This window comes from Peptoniphilus obesi ph1 (genome assembly GCF_000311865.1).
GTDB lineage: Bacteria > Bacillota > Clostridia > Tissierellales > Peptoniphilaceae > Peptoniphilus_E > Peptoniphilus_E obesi.
In genome coordinates this window covers 647,769-664,766 of the sequence record NZ_HE978580.1, presented here as the reverse complement: position 1 = coordinate 664,766, position 16,998 = coordinate 647,769, and the positions used below count along the sequence as shown (strand labels likewise).

Annotated in this window: 14 protein-coding genes; 10 read left to right on the top strand and 4 right to left on the bottom strand. The window is 31.4% G+C overall.

Features of this window, described 5'->3' with window-relative positions:
- Nucleotides 1-12 precede the first annotated feature (12 nt).
- Complete coding sequence (locus HGPB_RS02890; RefSeq protein ID WP_019132186.1) at nt 13-276, bottom strand: glutaredoxin domain-containing protein; 264 nt, start codon at nt 274-276, stop codon at nt 13-15.
- Nucleotides 277-324: 48 nt separating this feature from the next.
- Entirely contained in the window at nt 325-1,110 is a 786-nt protein-coding gene (locus HGPB_RS02885) for an SDR family NAD(P)-dependent oxidoreductase (protein ID WP_019132185.1), read from the bottom strand.
- A gap of 137 nt (nt 1,111-1,247) precedes the next feature.
- On the opposite strand from HGPB_RS02885, the gene HGPB_RS02880 reads away from it, so the two are divergent.
- The 10 genes from HGPB_RS02880 to HGPB_RS02835 all read left to right on the top strand — a co-directional run bounded on the left by HGPB_RS02880 (nt 1,248) and on the right by HGPB_RS02835 (nt 13,733).
- Nucleotides 1,248-1,595: a Spx/MgsR family RNA polymerase-binding regulatory protein gene (locus tag HGPB_RS02880; protein ID WP_019132184.1), complete on the top strand. Its 348-nt coding sequence runs from the start codon at nt 1,248-1,250 to the stop codon at nt 1,593-1,595.
- Nucleotides 1,596-1,863: 268 nt separating this feature from the next.
- The gene (locus HGPB_RS02875; RefSeq protein ID WP_019132183.1) at nt 1,864-3,477 is read left to right on the top strand and encodes an ABC transporter substrate-binding protein; all 1,614 of its coding nucleotides are present in this window, start codon (nt 1,864-1,866) and stop codon (nt 3,475-3,477) included.
- Nucleotides 3,478-3,537: 60 nt separating this feature from the next.
- Nucleotides 3,538-4,491, top strand: coding sequence for an ABC transporter permease (locus tag HGPB_RS02870; protein ID WP_019132182.1), 954 nt, complete (start codon nt 3,538-3,540; stop codon nt 4,489-4,491).
- Nucleotides 4,491-5,375: an ABC transporter permease gene (locus tag HGPB_RS02865; RefSeq protein ID WP_019132181.1), complete on the top strand. Its 885-nt coding sequence runs from the start codon at nt 4,491-4,493 to the stop codon at nt 5,373-5,375. The genes HGPB_RS02870 and HGPB_RS02865 overlap by 1 nt, the downstream gene beginning before the upstream one ends.
- A gap of 25 nt (nt 5,376-5,400) precedes the next feature.
- The gene (locus tag HGPB_RS02860; RefSeq protein ID WP_019132180.1) at nt 5,401-6,429 is read left to right on the top strand and encodes an ABC transporter ATP-binding protein; all 1,029 of its coding nucleotides are present in this window, start codon (nt 5,401-5,403) and stop codon (nt 6,427-6,429) included.
- Complete coding sequence (locus HGPB_RS02855; RefSeq protein ID WP_019132179.1) at nt 6,419-7,231, top strand: ATP-binding cassette domain-containing protein; 813 nt, start codon at nt 6,419-6,421, stop codon at nt 7,229-7,231. Before HGPB_RS02860 ends, HGPB_RS02855 begins: the two co-directional genes overlap by 11 nt.
- The gene (locus tag HGPB_RS02850; protein WP_019132178.1) at nt 7,224-8,480 is read left to right on the top strand and encodes a M20 family metallopeptidase; all 1,257 of its coding nucleotides are present in this window, start codon (nt 7,224-7,226) and stop codon (nt 8,478-8,480) included. Before HGPB_RS02855 ends, HGPB_RS02850 begins: the two co-directional genes overlap by 8 nt.
- Nucleotides 8,481-8,482: 2 nt before the next feature.
- Nucleotides 8,483-10,447: a S9 family peptidase gene (locus HGPB_RS02845; RefSeq protein WP_019132177.1), complete on the top strand. Its 1,965-nt coding sequence runs from the start codon at nt 8,483-8,485 to the stop codon at nt 10,445-10,447.
- 10 nt (nt 10,448-10,457) lie between these two features.
- Nucleotides 10,458-11,384: a DUF1177 domain-containing protein gene (locus HGPB_RS02840; RefSeq protein WP_019132176.1), complete on the top strand. Its 927-nt coding sequence runs from the start codon at nt 10,458-10,460 to the stop codon at nt 11,382-11,384.
- 90 nt (nt 11,385-11,474) lie between these two features.
- Nucleotides 11,475-13,733 (top strand): ATP-binding cassette domain-containing protein, encoded by a 2,259-nt coding sequence (locus HGPB_RS02835; protein WP_019132175.1) that lies wholly within the window; start codon nt 11,475-11,477, stop codon nt 13,731-13,733.
- 71 nt (nt 13,734-13,804) lie between these two features.
- Here the strand turns inward: HGPB_RS02835 and iadA are convergent, their stop codons facing one another.
- Nucleotides 13,805-14,989: a beta-aspartyl-peptidase gene (gene iadA / locus HGPB_RS02830; protein ID WP_019132174.1), complete on the bottom strand. Its 1,185-nt coding sequence runs from the start codon at nt 14,987-14,989 to the stop codon at nt 13,805-13,807.
- A gap of 12 nt (nt 14,990-15,001) precedes the next feature.
- A complete protein-coding gene (yfcC, locus tag HGPB_RS02825; RefSeq protein WP_019132173.1) occupies nt 15,002-16,714 on the bottom strand; it encodes a putative basic amino acid antiporter YfcC in 1,713 nt (570 codons plus the stop codon).
- Nucleotides 16,715-16,998 lie beyond the last annotated feature (284 nt).

Sequence of the window (16,998 nt, the reverse complement as noted above, 5' to 3'; positions counted from 1 at the left end):
TTAAACCAGTGCTTATTTTTTTAGGTCATTAAGATCTATCTCATAAGGGTCATAAAATTCGCCATCTATTAACAGAGAAGGAACTCCTACCCTGTTTTCTTCCTTTATAATAGTAAAAAACTTGTCATTATCCCTAAAAGCAAGAAATTCTTTTAACTCAGGCATGGAATTTGTAATATTAACCTTTTCATACTCAACATTTAATTCATCCAGTCTTTTAATAATTGGAGGGCAATCAGGACACTTATCAGAAAAATATAATTTAATTTCTTTCATGTAGTTCACCTCAAAAAGCTTATGTAAAAAATATAATTTATTAAATAACTATAAAGTCAACCAACCACCATCAACAGTTATAACTTGACCAGTAGTATAAGAAGAGTTTTCAGATGCTAGGTATAAAAGTGTGGTATCTAGTTCTTTTGGATTTCCATGTCTATCCATAGGGCAAGTTGCGTGAATTGTTTCTTTAAAACTTTCACTTTTTAGCATTGCAGAAGTCATTTCACTTTCAAAATAGCCAGGTCCAATTGCATTTACAGTGATACCATACTTAGCCCAACCAGCTGCAAGAGAAATAGTAATACCTCTTACTCCATGCTTTGTTGTAACATAGGCTATCATTTGATCTGCAGATAATTTTTCGGTTTTCATAGTAACTTGAGAGTGGACGGATGCAAGATTAATTATACGACCGTATCCATTCTTTACCATTCTTTTTCCAACAGCTTGGCTCATAAAAAATACACTAGAAAGATTTGTATCAAGCATCTTTAACCAGTCTTCTTGTTTCATTTCTAAAGCAGGAGCAACATGAGCCATACCAGCATTATTAACTAAAATATCAATTTTAGAAAAATCATTTTCTATATCATTAACGAGACTTTCCAACTTGTTAAAATCGGTCAAATTTTTTTGATATATCTTTACCTCTGTTTGATACTCTTCTTCTATTTCTTTTTTCAAGGCCTCTAGACGATCAAGCCTTCTAGCAATTAATGCAAGCTTTGCACCTTGACTAGCAAGGACCTTAGAAAAGTGAGCACCTAGGCCAGAAGAAGCACCAGTTACAATAGCAACTCTATCTTTTAAATCAAAATAATTTTTCATAATTTCACTATCCTTTAAAATGATTTATAATAGTAATATATTAATCTATTACTAGATATTTAATAAAAATATTATTATACAAGCAAATAAAAATTGCAAATAATTTTTTAAAATTATAAAAAGAAAGGAAGATCAATATGCTATATATATGTTATAAAAAATGCACAACATGCAAAAAAGTTGAAAAACTTATGCAAGATAAAAAACTTTCCTACCAAACAAGAGAAATAGATAAGGAAAACCCAAGTAAAGAAGAATTAAAAAAGTGGTATGAAGAAAGCGGACTAGATATAAAAAGATTCTTCAATACAAGCGGTAAAATATATAGAGAAGAAAATTTAAAAGATAAATTAAAAGAAATGAGCCTAGACGAAAAATTAGAACGCTTATCAAAAGATGGCATGCTGGTAAAAAGACCAATATTAATAGATGGAGATAAATTTTTCATAGGACAAGATGTGAAAAAATATATTGAAAGCCTTTAATTTAAAATTTAATGAAAATTACTAAATTTATAGATAAATAAAGATTACTTTACAGAAGTGTCTTTATTTATTTTTTATTGTAAAATTTTTTACTATATGTAAATCTAATTTAGATAAATATTAGATGGAATCATATTAATATATAGCTAAAGATTTTGTTAGGTTTATATTTATATATTTTATAAAATTATAGCACTTCTTATTGCTAAGCTAAAGTATTAATGCTATAATACAAAAAATATATAAAAATAATTTAGGAGGAGTAAGATTGAAACACTTAAAAAAAATTACATTATTATTAGTTTTATTGTTAATGCTTACAGCTTGCTCAGGTAAAAATGATTCAAATAATCAAAATAATGAACAAACAAAGGAAAGTTCACAAGCTCAAGCAAAAGATGGTGGAGTTATAAGAATTGGTCTAACTGCTAACTTAGCAAGTCTTGACCCAGTTAAGTATACAGCTATGTATGAATCAAATGTTATGAACAGTATCTTTGATACTTTGGTTAATTATAATTCAGATCTTACAGACTTTGTACCAAATCTTGCTAAAGAATGGAAAATTTCAGAAGATGGAACAGTTTATACATTTATCTTAAGAGATGATGTTTATTTCCAAAAAGGACAATTCCAAGATGGTAGAAAAATGACCGCAGAAGATGTTAAGTACTCACTAATGAGATCACTTAATGAATCTGCTTTAAAAAGAATAAGATATATTAAAGATATCCAAGTCAAGAGTGATACAGAATTAGATGTAATCCTTGAAAAACCTTTCTCTCCTTTCTTAGCAATGCTTACTGATGCAGGTAATGTTATTGTTCCTAGAGAAGAAGTTGAAGGACAAGGAGATAAATTTGGAGAAAACCCAATAGGAACTGGACCATTTGCTTTTAAAGAATGGCAAAAAGATTCCTATGTTGAACTTGTAAGAAATGAAAATTATTGGGGAGAAAAACCTCACCTTGATGGAGTTAAGTTCTCAATAATTACAGATGAAAACATGATGGGTAATGCTATTCAATCAGGCGATATTGATATAGCAACACAATTAAAGGGACAAAACGTTGCACTAGTTGAAAAAAATAAAGACCTTACACTTGACCAAATTCCAGGTATGTCAATTGGATATTTCTCATTTAATGTTAGAGAAGGTTACCCAGCTAGCGACATTAGAGTTAGACAAGCTATGAACCTTGCATTAAATAGAGAAGAATTAACAAAAGGTGTATTTAAATTCAATGAATCTAAAGAAGGTTATCTACCTCTACCAAGTAAATCTTGGGGCTACAATGAAGAAGCTGCTACAAAAGTAAAAGAAGCAAGTGGTGGAAGTGAAGAACAAATTGCAAAAGCAAAAGAACTTTTAAAAGAGGCTGGCTATGAAAATGGTTTTGACCTAGAACTTATTACAGCAGCTAACAGGGTTCCAGTTGCTACTATCTTCCAATCTCAAATGAAAAAAATTGGAATAAATGTAAATATTAAGAGTGCTGAATGGGGAACATTTAGTGATATAGTTTCTCAAGGAAATGCAGATTCTTATATAATGGGTTGGACATGGTATCCAGATCCTGACTTTTTCTTATTCCAAATGCTTGCTACTGATCAAATTGGAACACTAGGAAATGGTGGAGGATATTCAAATCCTGAACTTGATAAGTTATTAGACGAAGCATCAAGAGTTACAGATCAAGAAGAAAGAGCTAAAATCTATGGACAAGCTCAAGATGTAATCGCAGAAGACTTACCTCACTTAGATCTTTATGATCAAGATGTTTTAACAGGACTTTCAAACAAGGTTGAAGGATATGTTTCAAGACCAGATGGTAGAATAGTTTTAGTTGATGGATCATCTAATACATGGTTAAATCAATAATCCAATAAACGTGTATGGTTTATCCATGCACGTTTATTTTTTAAATAGGAGGAAAATACTTTGTTAAAGTATATATTGAGAAGATTAAAAGATATAATACCCACTATATTTTTAGTAACATTAATAGTATTTTTTATAACAAGAATAATACCAGGAAACCCAGCATCAGCTATGCTAGGACCACAAGCAAGTGCTGAGGACATAAAGGCTTTGGAAACACAACTTGGACTCGATAAACCAATTTTGGTTCAATTTGCTGATTATTTAAAAAATCTTGCAAAACTAGATCTTGGAACATCATATAGATACAATGTGCCAGTTTTTTCATTAATAGCAGAAAGGTTTCCAAACACTATACGTTTATCAATTTTTGCGTTATTAATAGCATTAATTTTAGGAGTGCCGATGGGAATATGGGCAGCTTTAAAAAAGGGAAGTATAATTGATTTATTACTTTCTTCAATATCTTTACTAGGTGTATCAATCCCAGTTTTTTGGTTAGGTATAATGCTAGCCCTTTTATTCTCAGTTAATTTGCAATTGCTGCCTTCAAATGGTATGGGGTCTTTAGATAATGGATTTTTAAGCTATATGTCTTATTATATTTTACCAGGCATAACCTTAGCCACTATACCGATGGCAAACTTTGCAAGGATAACGAGGTCTTCAATTCTTGATGTAATGAATAATAATTATATAAAAACTGCTAGAGCAAAAGGCGTTTCTAATTTTAAAATAGTAACAAAACACGCTTTTAAAAATGCAGCAATTCCACTACTTACTGTTGTAGGTATGCAATTATCATCTTTACTTTCAGGTGCAGTTCTTACTGAAACTATATATTCTTGGCCTGGAATGGGAAGATTGATTGTTGAGGCTATAGACAAAAGAGACTTTATTGTTATACAAGGAGTTGTTATTTTTACAGCAATAATTTATGTATTAGTTAACTTAGCTGTAGATATTTTATATAAGTTGGTTAATCCAAAGATAGATATAGAAGGAGAGAAATAATGGAAAATATTAATATGGCTGAAGTTAAAAAATATAAAAAAAGAAGTCCCTTCTCTATATTTTTAAAAAAATTATTAGCTAATAAACTTGCCATTGTTGGTTTTGTAATAATGAGCATTATAGTAATTATGGCTATTTTTGCTCCTATTATCGCTCCTTATGATCCAAATGAAATAGATGTAGCAAATTCCATGATGCCACCAGGATATGATGGACATATCTTTGGAACAGATAGCTATGGTAGAGACTTATTTTCAAGAATATTATATGGATCTAGAGTTTCTTTAATAGTAGGAGTTGCCGCTATATTGGTTGGATGCTTAATAGGAGTATTACTAGGATTAATAGCAGGATATTTTGGAGGAACTCTTGATTCTATAATAATGAGAATCATGGATGCCATGTTTGCCTTTCCTTTTATACTTCTTGCAATAACTCTTATGATGGTTTTTGGATCAGGTCTTTTCAACACAATACTGGCTATTGCAATAGGAAATATACCAGGATTTGCAAGAATAACGAGAGGTCAGGTTTTGGCTATAAAAGAAGAAGATTATATAGAGGTAACGGAATCGCTTGGTGCAAAAAAATTCAGGATTATTTTTAGCCACATTCTTCCAAATGCAGTTACTCCAATAATTGTTTATGGAACAATGTCTGTTGCAGGAGCAATAATATCAGAAGCTGCACTTTCTTATCTTGGATTAGGAATAGCACCACCAACAGCATCTTGGGGAAGTATTCTACAAGAAGGTAAAGACTATTTAGTTTTAGCACCGCATATTTCTATATTTCCAGGTCTTGCTATAGTTTTATCAGTTTTAGGAATTAACTTATTTGGAGATGCTTTAAGGGATGTTTCAGATCCAAAAAGCGGCAAGTAGTTTGGACTCAACTAGGAGGAGGAAAATGCAAACAAATACAATTAATAAAGATATATTAGTAGATGTTAAAAACTTGTCTATAGGATTTGAAGTATCTAAAAAAATGCTTAAGGCTGTAGAAAATGTATCATTTAACATAAAAAAAGGTGAAATATTAGGAATTTGTGGAGAAAGTGGATCAGGTAAGTCTGTAACTGTTACATCAATAATGAAACTACTTCCTCCAAATGGGAAAATCCTAGACGGAAGCATAATTTATAAAGGGCAAGAGCTATCTAATAAAAGTGAAAAAGAGATGAGAAAGTTAAGGGGAAATGAAATATCTATGATATTTCAAGACCCTATGACTTCGCTTAATCCAGTATTTACAATACAAAATCAGCTAGTAGAAGCAATAAGACTTCATCAAAAAATGACAAAAAAAGAGGCTATAGAAAAAGCAATCAAACTACTTGAAATGGTAGGAATAAAAGATGCAGCAAAAAAAATAAAACTTTATCCTCACGAATTTTCAGGTGGTATGAGACAAAGAGTTATGATCGCCATGGCAATAGCATCAAATCCAAACCTTATTATAGCTGATGAACCAACTACCGCTCTTGATGTGACCGTTCAAAAACAGATATTAGACTTATTGAGAGATTTAAGAGAAAAGATTGATACATCAATAGTTTTAATAACACATGATCTTGATGTAGTTAAAAATATATGCGATAGAGTTTGTGTAATGTATGCTGGGGAAATTGTAGAAGAGGCTGATGTAGTAGAAATTTTTAAAAATCCACTCCACCCTTATACAAAAATGCTTATAAATTCTATACCATCAGGATCAAAAAATGATGGGCTTTTAAATGTAATTGAAGGTACAGTTCCAGCTGTTGAAAATATAGATAGAAGTAAGTGTGTTATAGCTGATAGGATTAGATCTTTAAAAGAAGAAGATCATGAAGAAAATCCTCAACTAAGAGAAGTCTCACCAAACCATTATGTAAGATGTACTTGCTATAAACACTTTTCAATAGATAAAGAAAGAGAGGCTAAGAATGACTTATAATACAGAAAAAAAAGAAATTATAAGAGTTGAAAATCTTAAAAAAGAATATAAGTTAAAATCTGGCCCTTTTAAGAAAGCTGGAGTATTTGCAGCAGTAAATGATATAGACTTTAAATTATACAAGGGTGAATACTTAGGAATAGTTGGAGAAAGTGGTTGTGGGAAATCAACAACAGCAAGACTTGTAACTAATTTAATTTCAAAAACAAGTGGGAAAATTTATATAGAAGGTAAAGATATAGATGAACTTTCTGATAAAGAATTGCAAGCTTTAAGAAAAGATATTCAGATGATATTCCAAGACCCAATAGCTTCTCTTGATCCCAAAAAGAGAATTATAGAATTACTCATAGAGCCATTAAAAATACACAATATAGGATCTAGTAAAGATTGGGAAGAAATGGCACTCGATATACTTTCAAAAGTAGGAATTAGGAAAGAGTTAGCTTATAGGTTTCCTCATGAATTTTCAGGAGGTCAAGCGCAAAGAATAAATATAGCGAGAGCTTTAATTTTAAAACCAAAAATTTTAATTTTAGACGAACCGGTATCAGCTCTTGATGTGTCTATACAGGCTCAAGTTTTAAACTTATTAATAAAACTTCAAAGAGAGTTTGACTTAAGTTATATTTTCATATCTCATGATTTGAATGTAGTTAGGTACTTTTGTGACAGAATCTTAGTTATGAATAAGGGCGAAATAATCGAAAGAGGACCGAGCGAAAGTATTTATTCTAATCCACAAGAAGATTACACAAAAAAATTAATAAATGCTATACCAGGAGGTAGAAATTTTGAATAAAGAAGACTTATTAAAATATTTTGATCAGGACAAAGATTTATTGCTAGATATTTGCAAGAACTTAATAAAGATACCTAGCGAAAATCCTGGAGGAGATAGCTTAGCTATTAGTAAATATATAAAAGATTTACTAGAAGAGTTTGGAATAGAAGTAGAAGTTCATAAAAGTGCAGACAAGATGATAAATTTAATAGCCAAAATTGGGAATGATGAGGGCAAAAATCTAATTTATTGTGGACATTCTGACACAGTTCCAGTTGGAGATATGTCTAAATGGGAATTTGACCCATTTGAAGGAGAAATCGTAGATGGAATATTAAGAGGTCGTGGAGCTTCTGATATGAAATGTGGTTTAGGCGGATTGATTTTCTCTTTAATCTATCTAAAAAAACACAATATAGATATAAATGGAAGCTTGACACTTGCAGTAGTGCCAGACGAAGAGACAGGAACAGATTTTGGAGTCCCTTATCTTTTTGAAAACAAACTTCTTAAAGGAGATGGAGCTTTAATAGCAGAACCATCAGGAGATTTAAATCCAACTATTGGACAGAAAGGTTCAGGAGCTTTTACTTTGACAGTCTATGGAGAACCAGGACACGGTAGCTTGGCTCCACTTTCAGGAAAGTCTGCTATTGAAAATGCTATTCTAGCTATAAATAAATTAAGAGAATATACAGATAAAAAAATAGAAGTTCCAGAAGAACTAGAAGAACTTATAGAAGTATCTAAGCAATATGTAATTGAAAAAGAAGTAAACGGAGAAAAACTTGCTCAAATTTTTGAAAGATGTTCGTTTAACCTTGGAGTTATCAAGGGTGGAACAGCTAGAAATGTAATTGCAGACAAGTGCCTTGTTGAAATAGATTCAAGACTTCCTTTTGGAATAGAAAGAGATAAATTCTTAAAAGATGTTAAAGATATTTTAAACAGTCTTGATATAGAATATGATTTTGAAGAATCAGGTTTTAAATCAAATGCAAACTATACTCCTGCAGAAGATCCAGTCTGCAAATATACAGTAGATAATATTTCATATGTTAAAAACCAAAAAGCCTATGGAGTATTACAATGGGCATGTTCAGATGCTAGATATTTTAGACAAAATAATATACCAGTTCTTCAATATGGACCGGCAATCCTTGAAACAATTCATGGATTTAACGAAAGAGCAGAAGTTCAAGACATTATTGACTGTGCCAAGGTATATATTTTAACAGCAGTAGATTTTTTAAATGAGGACAAATAGTTATGACAAAAAGATTTGAAACAGAAGATTTATATAAATTAGAATGCCTATCGAATCCAATTTATTTGGGAAAAGATAAAATAATTTATGTAAAATCAAAAATAAGCAAAGAAAAAAACAACTATCAATCTAAATTTATTATAAGAAATCTAGAAAATAAAGAAGAAAAAGAATTTGGATTTGAAGATAGTTTAAATATAAAAGTTCAAGTTTTAAATGATGAAAAAATCTTATTTATAAGTAATGAAACTGGTAAAAAACAAGTCTATCTTTTAGATTTAGCTAGTGAAAAAATTGAAAAGATTACCAATATGCCTTTTGGAGTAGATGATGTTAGATGGGATCCATCAGGCAAAAGAATTTATTTTTCTTCTAGATTAAAAGAAGATCAAAAAGAATTTGATCAAAATACAGAATATGAATTTGAAGAAAAAGAAGACTATATAGAAACTGAGTCCATGGATTACTTCACTAATGAGAGAGGATTTATAGAAGACCATGTCAAGGAACTTATATTTTATCAAGAACTTGATTCAAAAGTAGCAAGAGTAATCTCAGAACACGCAATAGGTTATGGATTTGTAAATTCTTTTGTTGTTTCATCTGATGGAAAATACCTTGCTATATCTAAAGAAGATGGACAAGACAAATTAGATAGAAGGTCATCAATTCAAATTTTTAACACAGAAGACTTTTCTCTATATAAAAATTTAAACTCAGACACTAGCTACCAAGTTGAACCAGTATTTTCACCAGATAATAAAAAAATAGCATTTGCTTGTGCATCTAGTTACCACACATCAATTCAACCAAGACTATTTGTTTATGATTTTGAAGAAGATAAAACTCACGACTTGACAGGTGAGTTTGATATACAAGTTGGCGATTTATCTAGCACAGATATAAATTGCTACATGAGCCACTCTCCAATTTCATTTGCAAATGATAGTAAATCAGTCTACTTTTTATCATCATATTTTGGGAAAATGCAGTTATTTAATGTAGATATGGATAAAAATCTAGACAAGCTAGAAGATATAAAAGAAAATATTACAGAGTTTGTTGTTAATAGGGATAATTCAAAGATTTTAGCCCTTGCAAGTGAGCCAGATGTAGTAACAGAATTTATAGAATATGATCCAAAAAATAAGACTAAAAATATTATTTTGGATAGTAAAATTGATAGATACACTGCAAAATATGAAAATCTAAAGATAAAATCTAGGGATAATACTGATATTTATGCATTATTAGCTAAACCTCATGATTATGATCCTAGCAAAAAATATCCGCTAGTTGTGAGTATTCACGGTGGACCATATATAATGTTTACAGAAAACTTTTTCTTTGAGGTACAACTTTTAGTTTCTCAAGGCTATCTTATTTTGCTTCCTAACCCAAGAGGTTCAATAGGATTTGGACAAGCATATACAAAAGATGTTGTCGGAAACTATGGAAAAAGAGATTATACAGATATAATGGATTTTGTTAATTATCTACTTGAAGATTTAAAAATTGTTGATCCTGATAGGATGGCAGTAATTGGTGGATCTTATGGTGGATTTATGACAAATCTTATCACTACAAGAACAAATATATTTAAATTAGCAATAACTCAAAGATCTATTGCAGACTTTGTTTCACAATGGGGAAGCAGCGATATAGGTTATTATTTTTATAAGGATGAAATGGGAGCAGATATCAGCAACAGAGAAATTCTTTGGGAAGCATCTCCAATAAAAAATGTAGACAAGGTAAAAACAAAAACTTTGGTAATTCATTCAGAACATGATTACAGGTGTCCACTTACACAAGGACAAATGTGGTATCAATCATTAAAATATTTTGGAGTAGATGCAAAGTTATTAATTTTTAGAGGTGAAAACCATGGTCTAAGTAGAAATGGTAAACCAAGCAATAGAATAAAAAGACTTAGTGAAATGGTAAACTTTTTATCTGAATTATAAGGAGGAAAAAATGCTATTAAGAGAAGTAATGGACATAATGGAAATTGTAGATTCTAGGTATGCCAGTGGTGAAAAAGTAAAAGAATTTTTTGAAAAATACGATCAATATGTAGATGTATATGTAAAAAAAGTTGAAGGCGACAAAGGATATACGGACTTTGTTAGAATAAATATAGAAGGCGATCCCAAGATTAAAAATAAAAAAACTCTTGGAATCATAGGAAGACTAGGCGGACTTGGTGCGAGAGATGCAAGAATTGGATTAGTATCTGATGGCGATGGAGCAATTGCTGCCTTATCAGCTGCATTAAAAATTGTAAAAATGCAAAAAAATGGAGACTACCTACCATGTAATTTAATAGTTACAACTCATGTTTGTCCTGATGCACCAACATCCCCGCACAAGCCAGTTGATTTTATGGGTTCTCCAGTTGATATGGATATAATGAATAGCTATGAAGTTGATAAAAAGATGGACGCAATAATATCAATAGATACAACAAAGGGAAATAATATTATTAATCATAAGGGAATTTCAATTTCTCCAACAGTAAAAGAAGGATATATTTTAAGAGTTAGTCCATCAATTGTTGGAATTATGGAAATAGCAACAGGACTTCCCGCAAATGTATTTGCCTTATCTATCCAGGATATTACACCATATGGCAATGATTTATACCATATAAATTCTATTCTTCAACCAGCAACAGCAACATCAGCACCAGTTTTAGGAATCGCAATTACAGCACAAAGTGCAGTACCAGGTTGTGGAACAGGAGCAAGCCATGAAACTGATATTGCTCAAGCTGCAAATCTTGCTATTGAAATAGGAAAAGAATATAAGGATGGTGGAGTTGAATTTTATGATAAAAAAGAATTTGACCAACTTATAAAACTTTATGGAGATAATAAAAGATTCCAAACAAAGGGAAAATAAATTTAAAGTCATCAAAGACTCTATTAGTTTAGGGTCTTTTTTATTTGCTCATTTTAATGCTACAATTAAGGAAAGATTGGAGCTGTTAAAGTGGAAGATAAAATAAAATTATATGGGATGAGGGAAAATAATTTAAAGAATGTTGACCTCGTTTTGCCAAAGAATAAAATTATAGTTTTCACAGGCCTATCTGGTTCGGGCAAGTCTTCTGTTGTTTTTGATACTATTGCTAGGGAAAGCAAAAGACAGATGACGAAAGATTTTTCTTCTTACGAAAGAAGGCATATGAAATTATACAAAAGGCCTGATCTGGATAGGGTGGAAAATTTGAGCCCGGCAATTGTTGTAAAACAAAGTTTAATATCTTCAAATTCACGTTCGGACATAGCTTCTTATATGGATATTGGACCAATGATAAGACTCTTATATTCAAGAATTGCTAAGCTGAGAATCAAAGAGGCAAGTGATTTTTCAAAGTATTCTAGTTTTGGAACTTGTCCAAATTGTGATGGCAATGGTCTTGAAATAGATGTTGATATAAATAAATTAGTTGATTTTGACAAATCTCTTGCGGATTATGCAGTGAGGTTTGCTCCCCTGTCTCCAAGCCAATGGCAGGGAAGGTGGATGATGACTTGCGGCTTGTTTGATCCAGACTTAGCTATAAAAGATTATAAGAAAGAAGATCAAGATTTATTTTTATATGGTCCAGAAGGCGGAGGAGTTGTACTTGCTCCTTTCCATACAAAAAATGGAGACCACAAGTCTTGGTGGGATGGACTTATACCAAGATTTGAAAGACTTTATGTAAAAAGAGATATATCAAATTTAAGATCTGTTTCAAAAGATGAGGTCTTATCTTTTTGCTCCTATAAAAAATGTAAGGCCTGTCTTGGAACTGGTTTAAACAAAAAAGTTTTAGAAGCTAAAATCGAAGGTAAAAATATTGCAGAAGTCTATAATCTAGAATTAGATGACTTGTTGAAGTTTTTAAAATCAATCAAGGGAGAATATGCAGAAAAAATATGCCAGCAAATAATTCCAATTGTTGAGCAATTAATAGATATAGGACTTGGATATTTAAGTTTATCAAGGCAAGTTTCAAGCCTATCTGGAGGAGAAGGTCAAAGACTTAAAATTGCATCGAAACTCGGCTCATCCTTAAACAATATGTGCTATATATTTGATGAACCATCTGCAGGGCTACACCCTCTTGAAGTATCAAAGATCAATTCTATCTTTAGAAAGTTAAAAGAAAATTTCAACACAGTTATGATAGTTGAACACAATCAAGATATTATAAAAGAAGCAGACTTATTGGTTGAGTTAGGTCCTTATTCGGGAAAAGACGGCGGAGAAATTGTCTTTGAAGGAAAATTTGAAGATATGAAAGATACTGCAACTAGCAAGGCCTTAAAAGAAAAAGAAGAAATTAAAATTTCAGATAAAAAATTTGATGAATTTTATGAAATATCTAATATTACTAGCAACAATTTAAAAAATATTTCTATAAAAATTCCAAAAAATTCATTTACTGGAATTTGTGGAGTTTCGGGATCTGGAAAAAGTAGTTTGATAGGGGAATTTTATAAAAAATATAATCAAGCTCTTTTTATAGATCAAAAAGAAATTGGAAAATCAAAAAGATCAAATCTTGCAACCTATATGGGGATGATGGATAAGATCAGAGAAGTATTTGCAAAAGAAAATAATGTGGATAAGGGACTTTTTTCATTTAATTCAAAAGGAGCTTGTCCTATCTGCAAGGGCAAGGGATTTATAGAACCAGACGTTGCCTATTCAGATCCGATAAAAATAATTTGTGAAGCCTGCAAGGGAGATAAATATTCAAGCGAAGCTAAATCATATAAATATAAGGGATTATCTATTGTTGATGTTTTAGATATGACTGCGAAAGAAGCTAGAAATATATTTGATAGCAAGATGATAGAAGACAGATTAGATCTTTTAGAAGAACTTGGACTTTCTTATCTTTGCCTAGGACAAACAACCAACACTCTTTCAGGTGGAGAATTGCAAAGATTAAAACTTGCAAGCAGTTTGAGAAACCAAGGAGAAATTTATATATTTGATGAGCCGACAAGGGGACTTCATCCTTTGGATATAGATAATTTATTAAAACTTTTAAATAGTTTGGTTGAAAATAAAAATACGGTGATAGTTATAGAACACGAGCCAAAACTATTGTTACAACTTGATTGGATACTAGAACTTGGTCCAGATGCTGGAAAAAATGGTGGAAAATTAATTTACCAAGGATATTTAAGACATTTTATTGATGCAGAAAGTAAGACAACTAAATACTTAAAAGATTATTTGAATAGATAAAATTTATAAAAACAATTATGGTTTATAGAAATAAGAAAGCGTGCAAATTATTAATCTGCACGCTTTAATTTTTAAATATTTTCAAAAGTTCCAAGAATTTCAGCTTTTTTATCCCTAATCATAACCTTACCCATGGCAAGAACGGTATCAATTTCAAGAGTTTTTTCATCTAGTAAATTAATGTCTGCATCGTAGCCAACCTTTATATTTCCCTTACTGTTAAAGGATAATATTTTTGCAGGGTTTGTTGTTAAACCTCTTAGGGCAATCTCAAGAGGTATATCTTCTTTAAATACACATTCTTGAACAGCTTCTAGTAGGCAAGATGATTTGCCAATTCCTAGTCCAATGTATTCATTTTTTTCATTAAACATTGGGAAGCTTCCTTGTCCATCTGATGTAAAAGTAAAGTTATCAAGAGATATTTTTTCATCAACTATACGTTTCAAAGCTTTGGATATCCTAACTTCACCGTATTCTCTTTCCCAAAGATCAGGATCTTCAGCACCAGTGAAGTCACAGAAACCACCACGTTTTAAATATTTAATACTTTCTTCAAAAAGTTCGGGATTTCTACCACAGTGAGTTGGTAAAAATTGTGAAATAGGAATTTCTGTTTCATCAACTGCACGATTTAGATAATCTAAATTAGATTTTCCATCGCCCATGTGGATGTTAATAATACCAGCCTTGCCAGAAAGCATGCCAGCAACTCTAACATTTGCAGCAAGACGAACAAACTCTTCAAAAGTTGGTTGAGAAGATCTGTGATCAGATAGGGCAATTTCTCCTGCACCTATGATCTTATCAATTGACATTATATCTTTCATTACATCGCCAGTAAGTGTAGGAGTTGGAATTTGATAAGCTCCTGTGTAGATGTATGAAGTTATTCCTTCCTCACTAAGACCTCTTGCCTTTGCAAGTAGGGCAGAAATATCTCTGCAAAGTCCATCTGTTCCAAGAGTTCCAACAACAGTTGTAACACCAGCTTTTGTTAGGGTAGTTAGTGTAATTTCAGGAGTTCTAGTTTTAAAACCACCTTCTCCACCACCACCAAGAATATGAACGTGGCAATCGATAAAGCCAGGAGTTAAAACTTTTCCAGTCCCATCAATTTCTTCTACGTCCAAGCAAGAAAGGTCGATTTTAATTTCATCTTCAATAGCTGCAATTTTATCGCCAAGAATTAATAGGTCTTTTGTTCCTATAAATTCAGGACTATAAACTTTTGCATTTCTAATAACTTTAATCATTTTTTTCACTTCCTATTGGAAATTAATAATTGTTGCAATAATTAATATTATTGATCCAAGTAAAAAGAAGAATCCTTGCATCTTAATTTGGAACTTAGCCCACTTAGACCAATCAATACCAGCAACACCAAGAACACCAATTAAACTTGCAGAAACTGGAGTAAAAGCATCCATAAATCCTGCACCCATTTGGTAAGCAAGAACTGCAATTTGTCTTGAAATACCAACAAGATCAGCAAGAGGTGCCATGATAGGCATAGTTAAAGCAGCTTGTCCTGAATTTGATGTAACAACTAGGTTAAATAGAGATTGGAATAAATACATACCAATCGCTGCAATAGCCTTTGGAACACCAGCAAAAGCATTACCCATTGAGTAAAGAATAGTATTTAGGGCAGAGAAAGAATTCGCATCACTACCACCAAGTACAATTAAAATACCCTTAGCCATACCGACAACAACTGCAGTACCAGCTAAATCAGCTGCACCAGATTGGAAACAAGAAGCCATGTCATTAATTGTCATGTTATTTAATTTAAAGATTACAGCAGTAATACCTGCAGCAAGACCCATAACAAAGAATTGAGATGCTATTTCAGGAATATAGTAACCTTTTTTCATAACTCCCCAAACAATCCAAACTAAAACTGCCAACATTTCAAGTAAAATAATTTTATGTCCAAGTTTAAATTCTTTTGCAGAATTATCTTCTGCTAATTTTTCTCTAAACTTATTATCTGAATCATAAACAACTGAAAGAGTTGGAGTTTTACGAACCCTTTCTGCATAAACCATAGTGTAAGCTGCACCAAGACCTGTAACAACAACCCAACATACAAGTCTAAATCCCGCACCAGATAAAACTGGAATACCAGCTATACCTTGAGCTATAGCAACTGAGAATGGACTCATCCAAGAAACAGCATTACCAAGTTGTGATGCAACAAAAGTTACAGTAACAGCAACAATGGAGTCATAGCCAAGTGCAATAACAAATGGAACCATTACCATAGAAAATGGTATAACTTCTTCACTCATTCCAAAAGTAGCTCCACCTAGTGAGAATAGGTAAAATAAAATAGGAATTGCAAACTTTTCTAGACCCTTTGTCTTATCAATTACAGCATAAATACCAGCATCAATCGCACCAGTAGACATGATAATACCAAAAGCTCCACCTACAACTAAAAGTAAAGCAACAATACCAACAGCAGAACCATACTTATCTCCAGATACTAAACCTTCGAATAAGTAGTTTAGAAAACCAAAACCATTAAAATCTTCAGTCCCCCAAATTTTTGCTGTTTTATTTAGGTTAACAGATTTATCATAAAAATTATCCCCATAAAGTCCATATAAAGTGTCATCTGTTAAACCAACCTTGTCTAGACCTTCTTGATCCCAAGAATCAGGTTGTGTCTTAAGAAATTCAGCAAAGGCCTCTTCATCAATGTCATTTTCTTCCATAGCTTCTTTATCTTGATATAATTGGTTAAGATTTTGAGCTAAGAAATCCTTGTTAAGAGGATGCATGTATCTAAAAGTTTCGGTCTGTAAAACAGTTCTTGTGTCGATTTCTCCAGAAGCATTTTCATACTCAACTTCGTGAGTCGAAAACTTACCAGCTGGAATTATAAAAGTTAGAAACCAACAAATAAGAACAACAACAAAAATAATTGCATAAGTGTGCGGTGTTTTAAATTTTGTTAAATCTTTTTTGCTCATAATTTTCTCCCTTCAAATTTTATAATATATCCATATTTTTATATATTTTAAGCAGGGCGAGTAAATTTTATTTAAAGTTAGGATATTTATAATAGCAAGCAAATAAATTTAAAGCCAAGTTAAAATTTATCCAAAAAATTCAAAGTCTATAAGTTAGGGGTTATTTAGACTAGCTTTTAAACTTTTATAATAATTTAAATACTATATGGACATCTACAAAGATATATAAAATTATCAAAGCTTAAATATAATTTTTATAAAAGATTTAAGCTTAAAATAATATA

Coding starts and splice junctions, on each gene's coding strand:
- yfcC (WP_019132173.1), bottom strand. CDS start 16,714: ATGAGCAAAAAAGATTTAACAAAATTTAAAACACCGCACACTTATGCA.
- HGPB_RS02845 (WP_019132177.1), top strand. CDS start 8,483: ATGACAAAAAGATTTGAAACAGAAGATTTATATAAATTAGAATGCCTA.
- HGPB_RS02880 (WP_019132184.1), top strand. CDS start 1,248: ATGCTATATATATGTTATAAAAAATGCACAACATGCAAAAAAGTTGAA.
- HGPB_RS02885 (WP_019132185.1), bottom strand. CDS start 1,110: ATGAAAAATTATTTTGATTTAAAAGATAGAGTTGCTATTGTAACTGGT.
- HGPB_RS02890 (WP_019132186.1), bottom strand. CDS start 276: ATGAAAGAAATTAAATTATATTTTTCTGATAAGTGTCCTGATTGCCCT.
- HGPB_RS02860 (WP_019132180.1), top strand. CDS start 5,401: ATGCAAACAAATACAATTAATAAAGATATATTAGTAGATGTTAAAAAC.
- HGPB_RS02840 (WP_019132176.1), top strand. CDS start 10,458: ATGCTATTAAGAGAAGTAATGGACATAATGGAAATTGTAGATTCTAGG.
- HGPB_RS02855 (WP_019132179.1), top strand. CDS start 6,419: ATGACTTATAATACAGAAAAAAAAGAAATTATAAGAGTTGAAAATCTT.
- iadA (WP_019132174.1), bottom strand. CDS start 14,989: ATGATTAAAGTTATTAGAAATGCAAAAGTTTATAGTCCTGAATTTATA.
- HGPB_RS02865 (WP_019132181.1), top strand. CDS start 4,491: ATGGAAAATATTAATATGGCTGAAGTTAAAAAATATAAAAAAAGAAGT.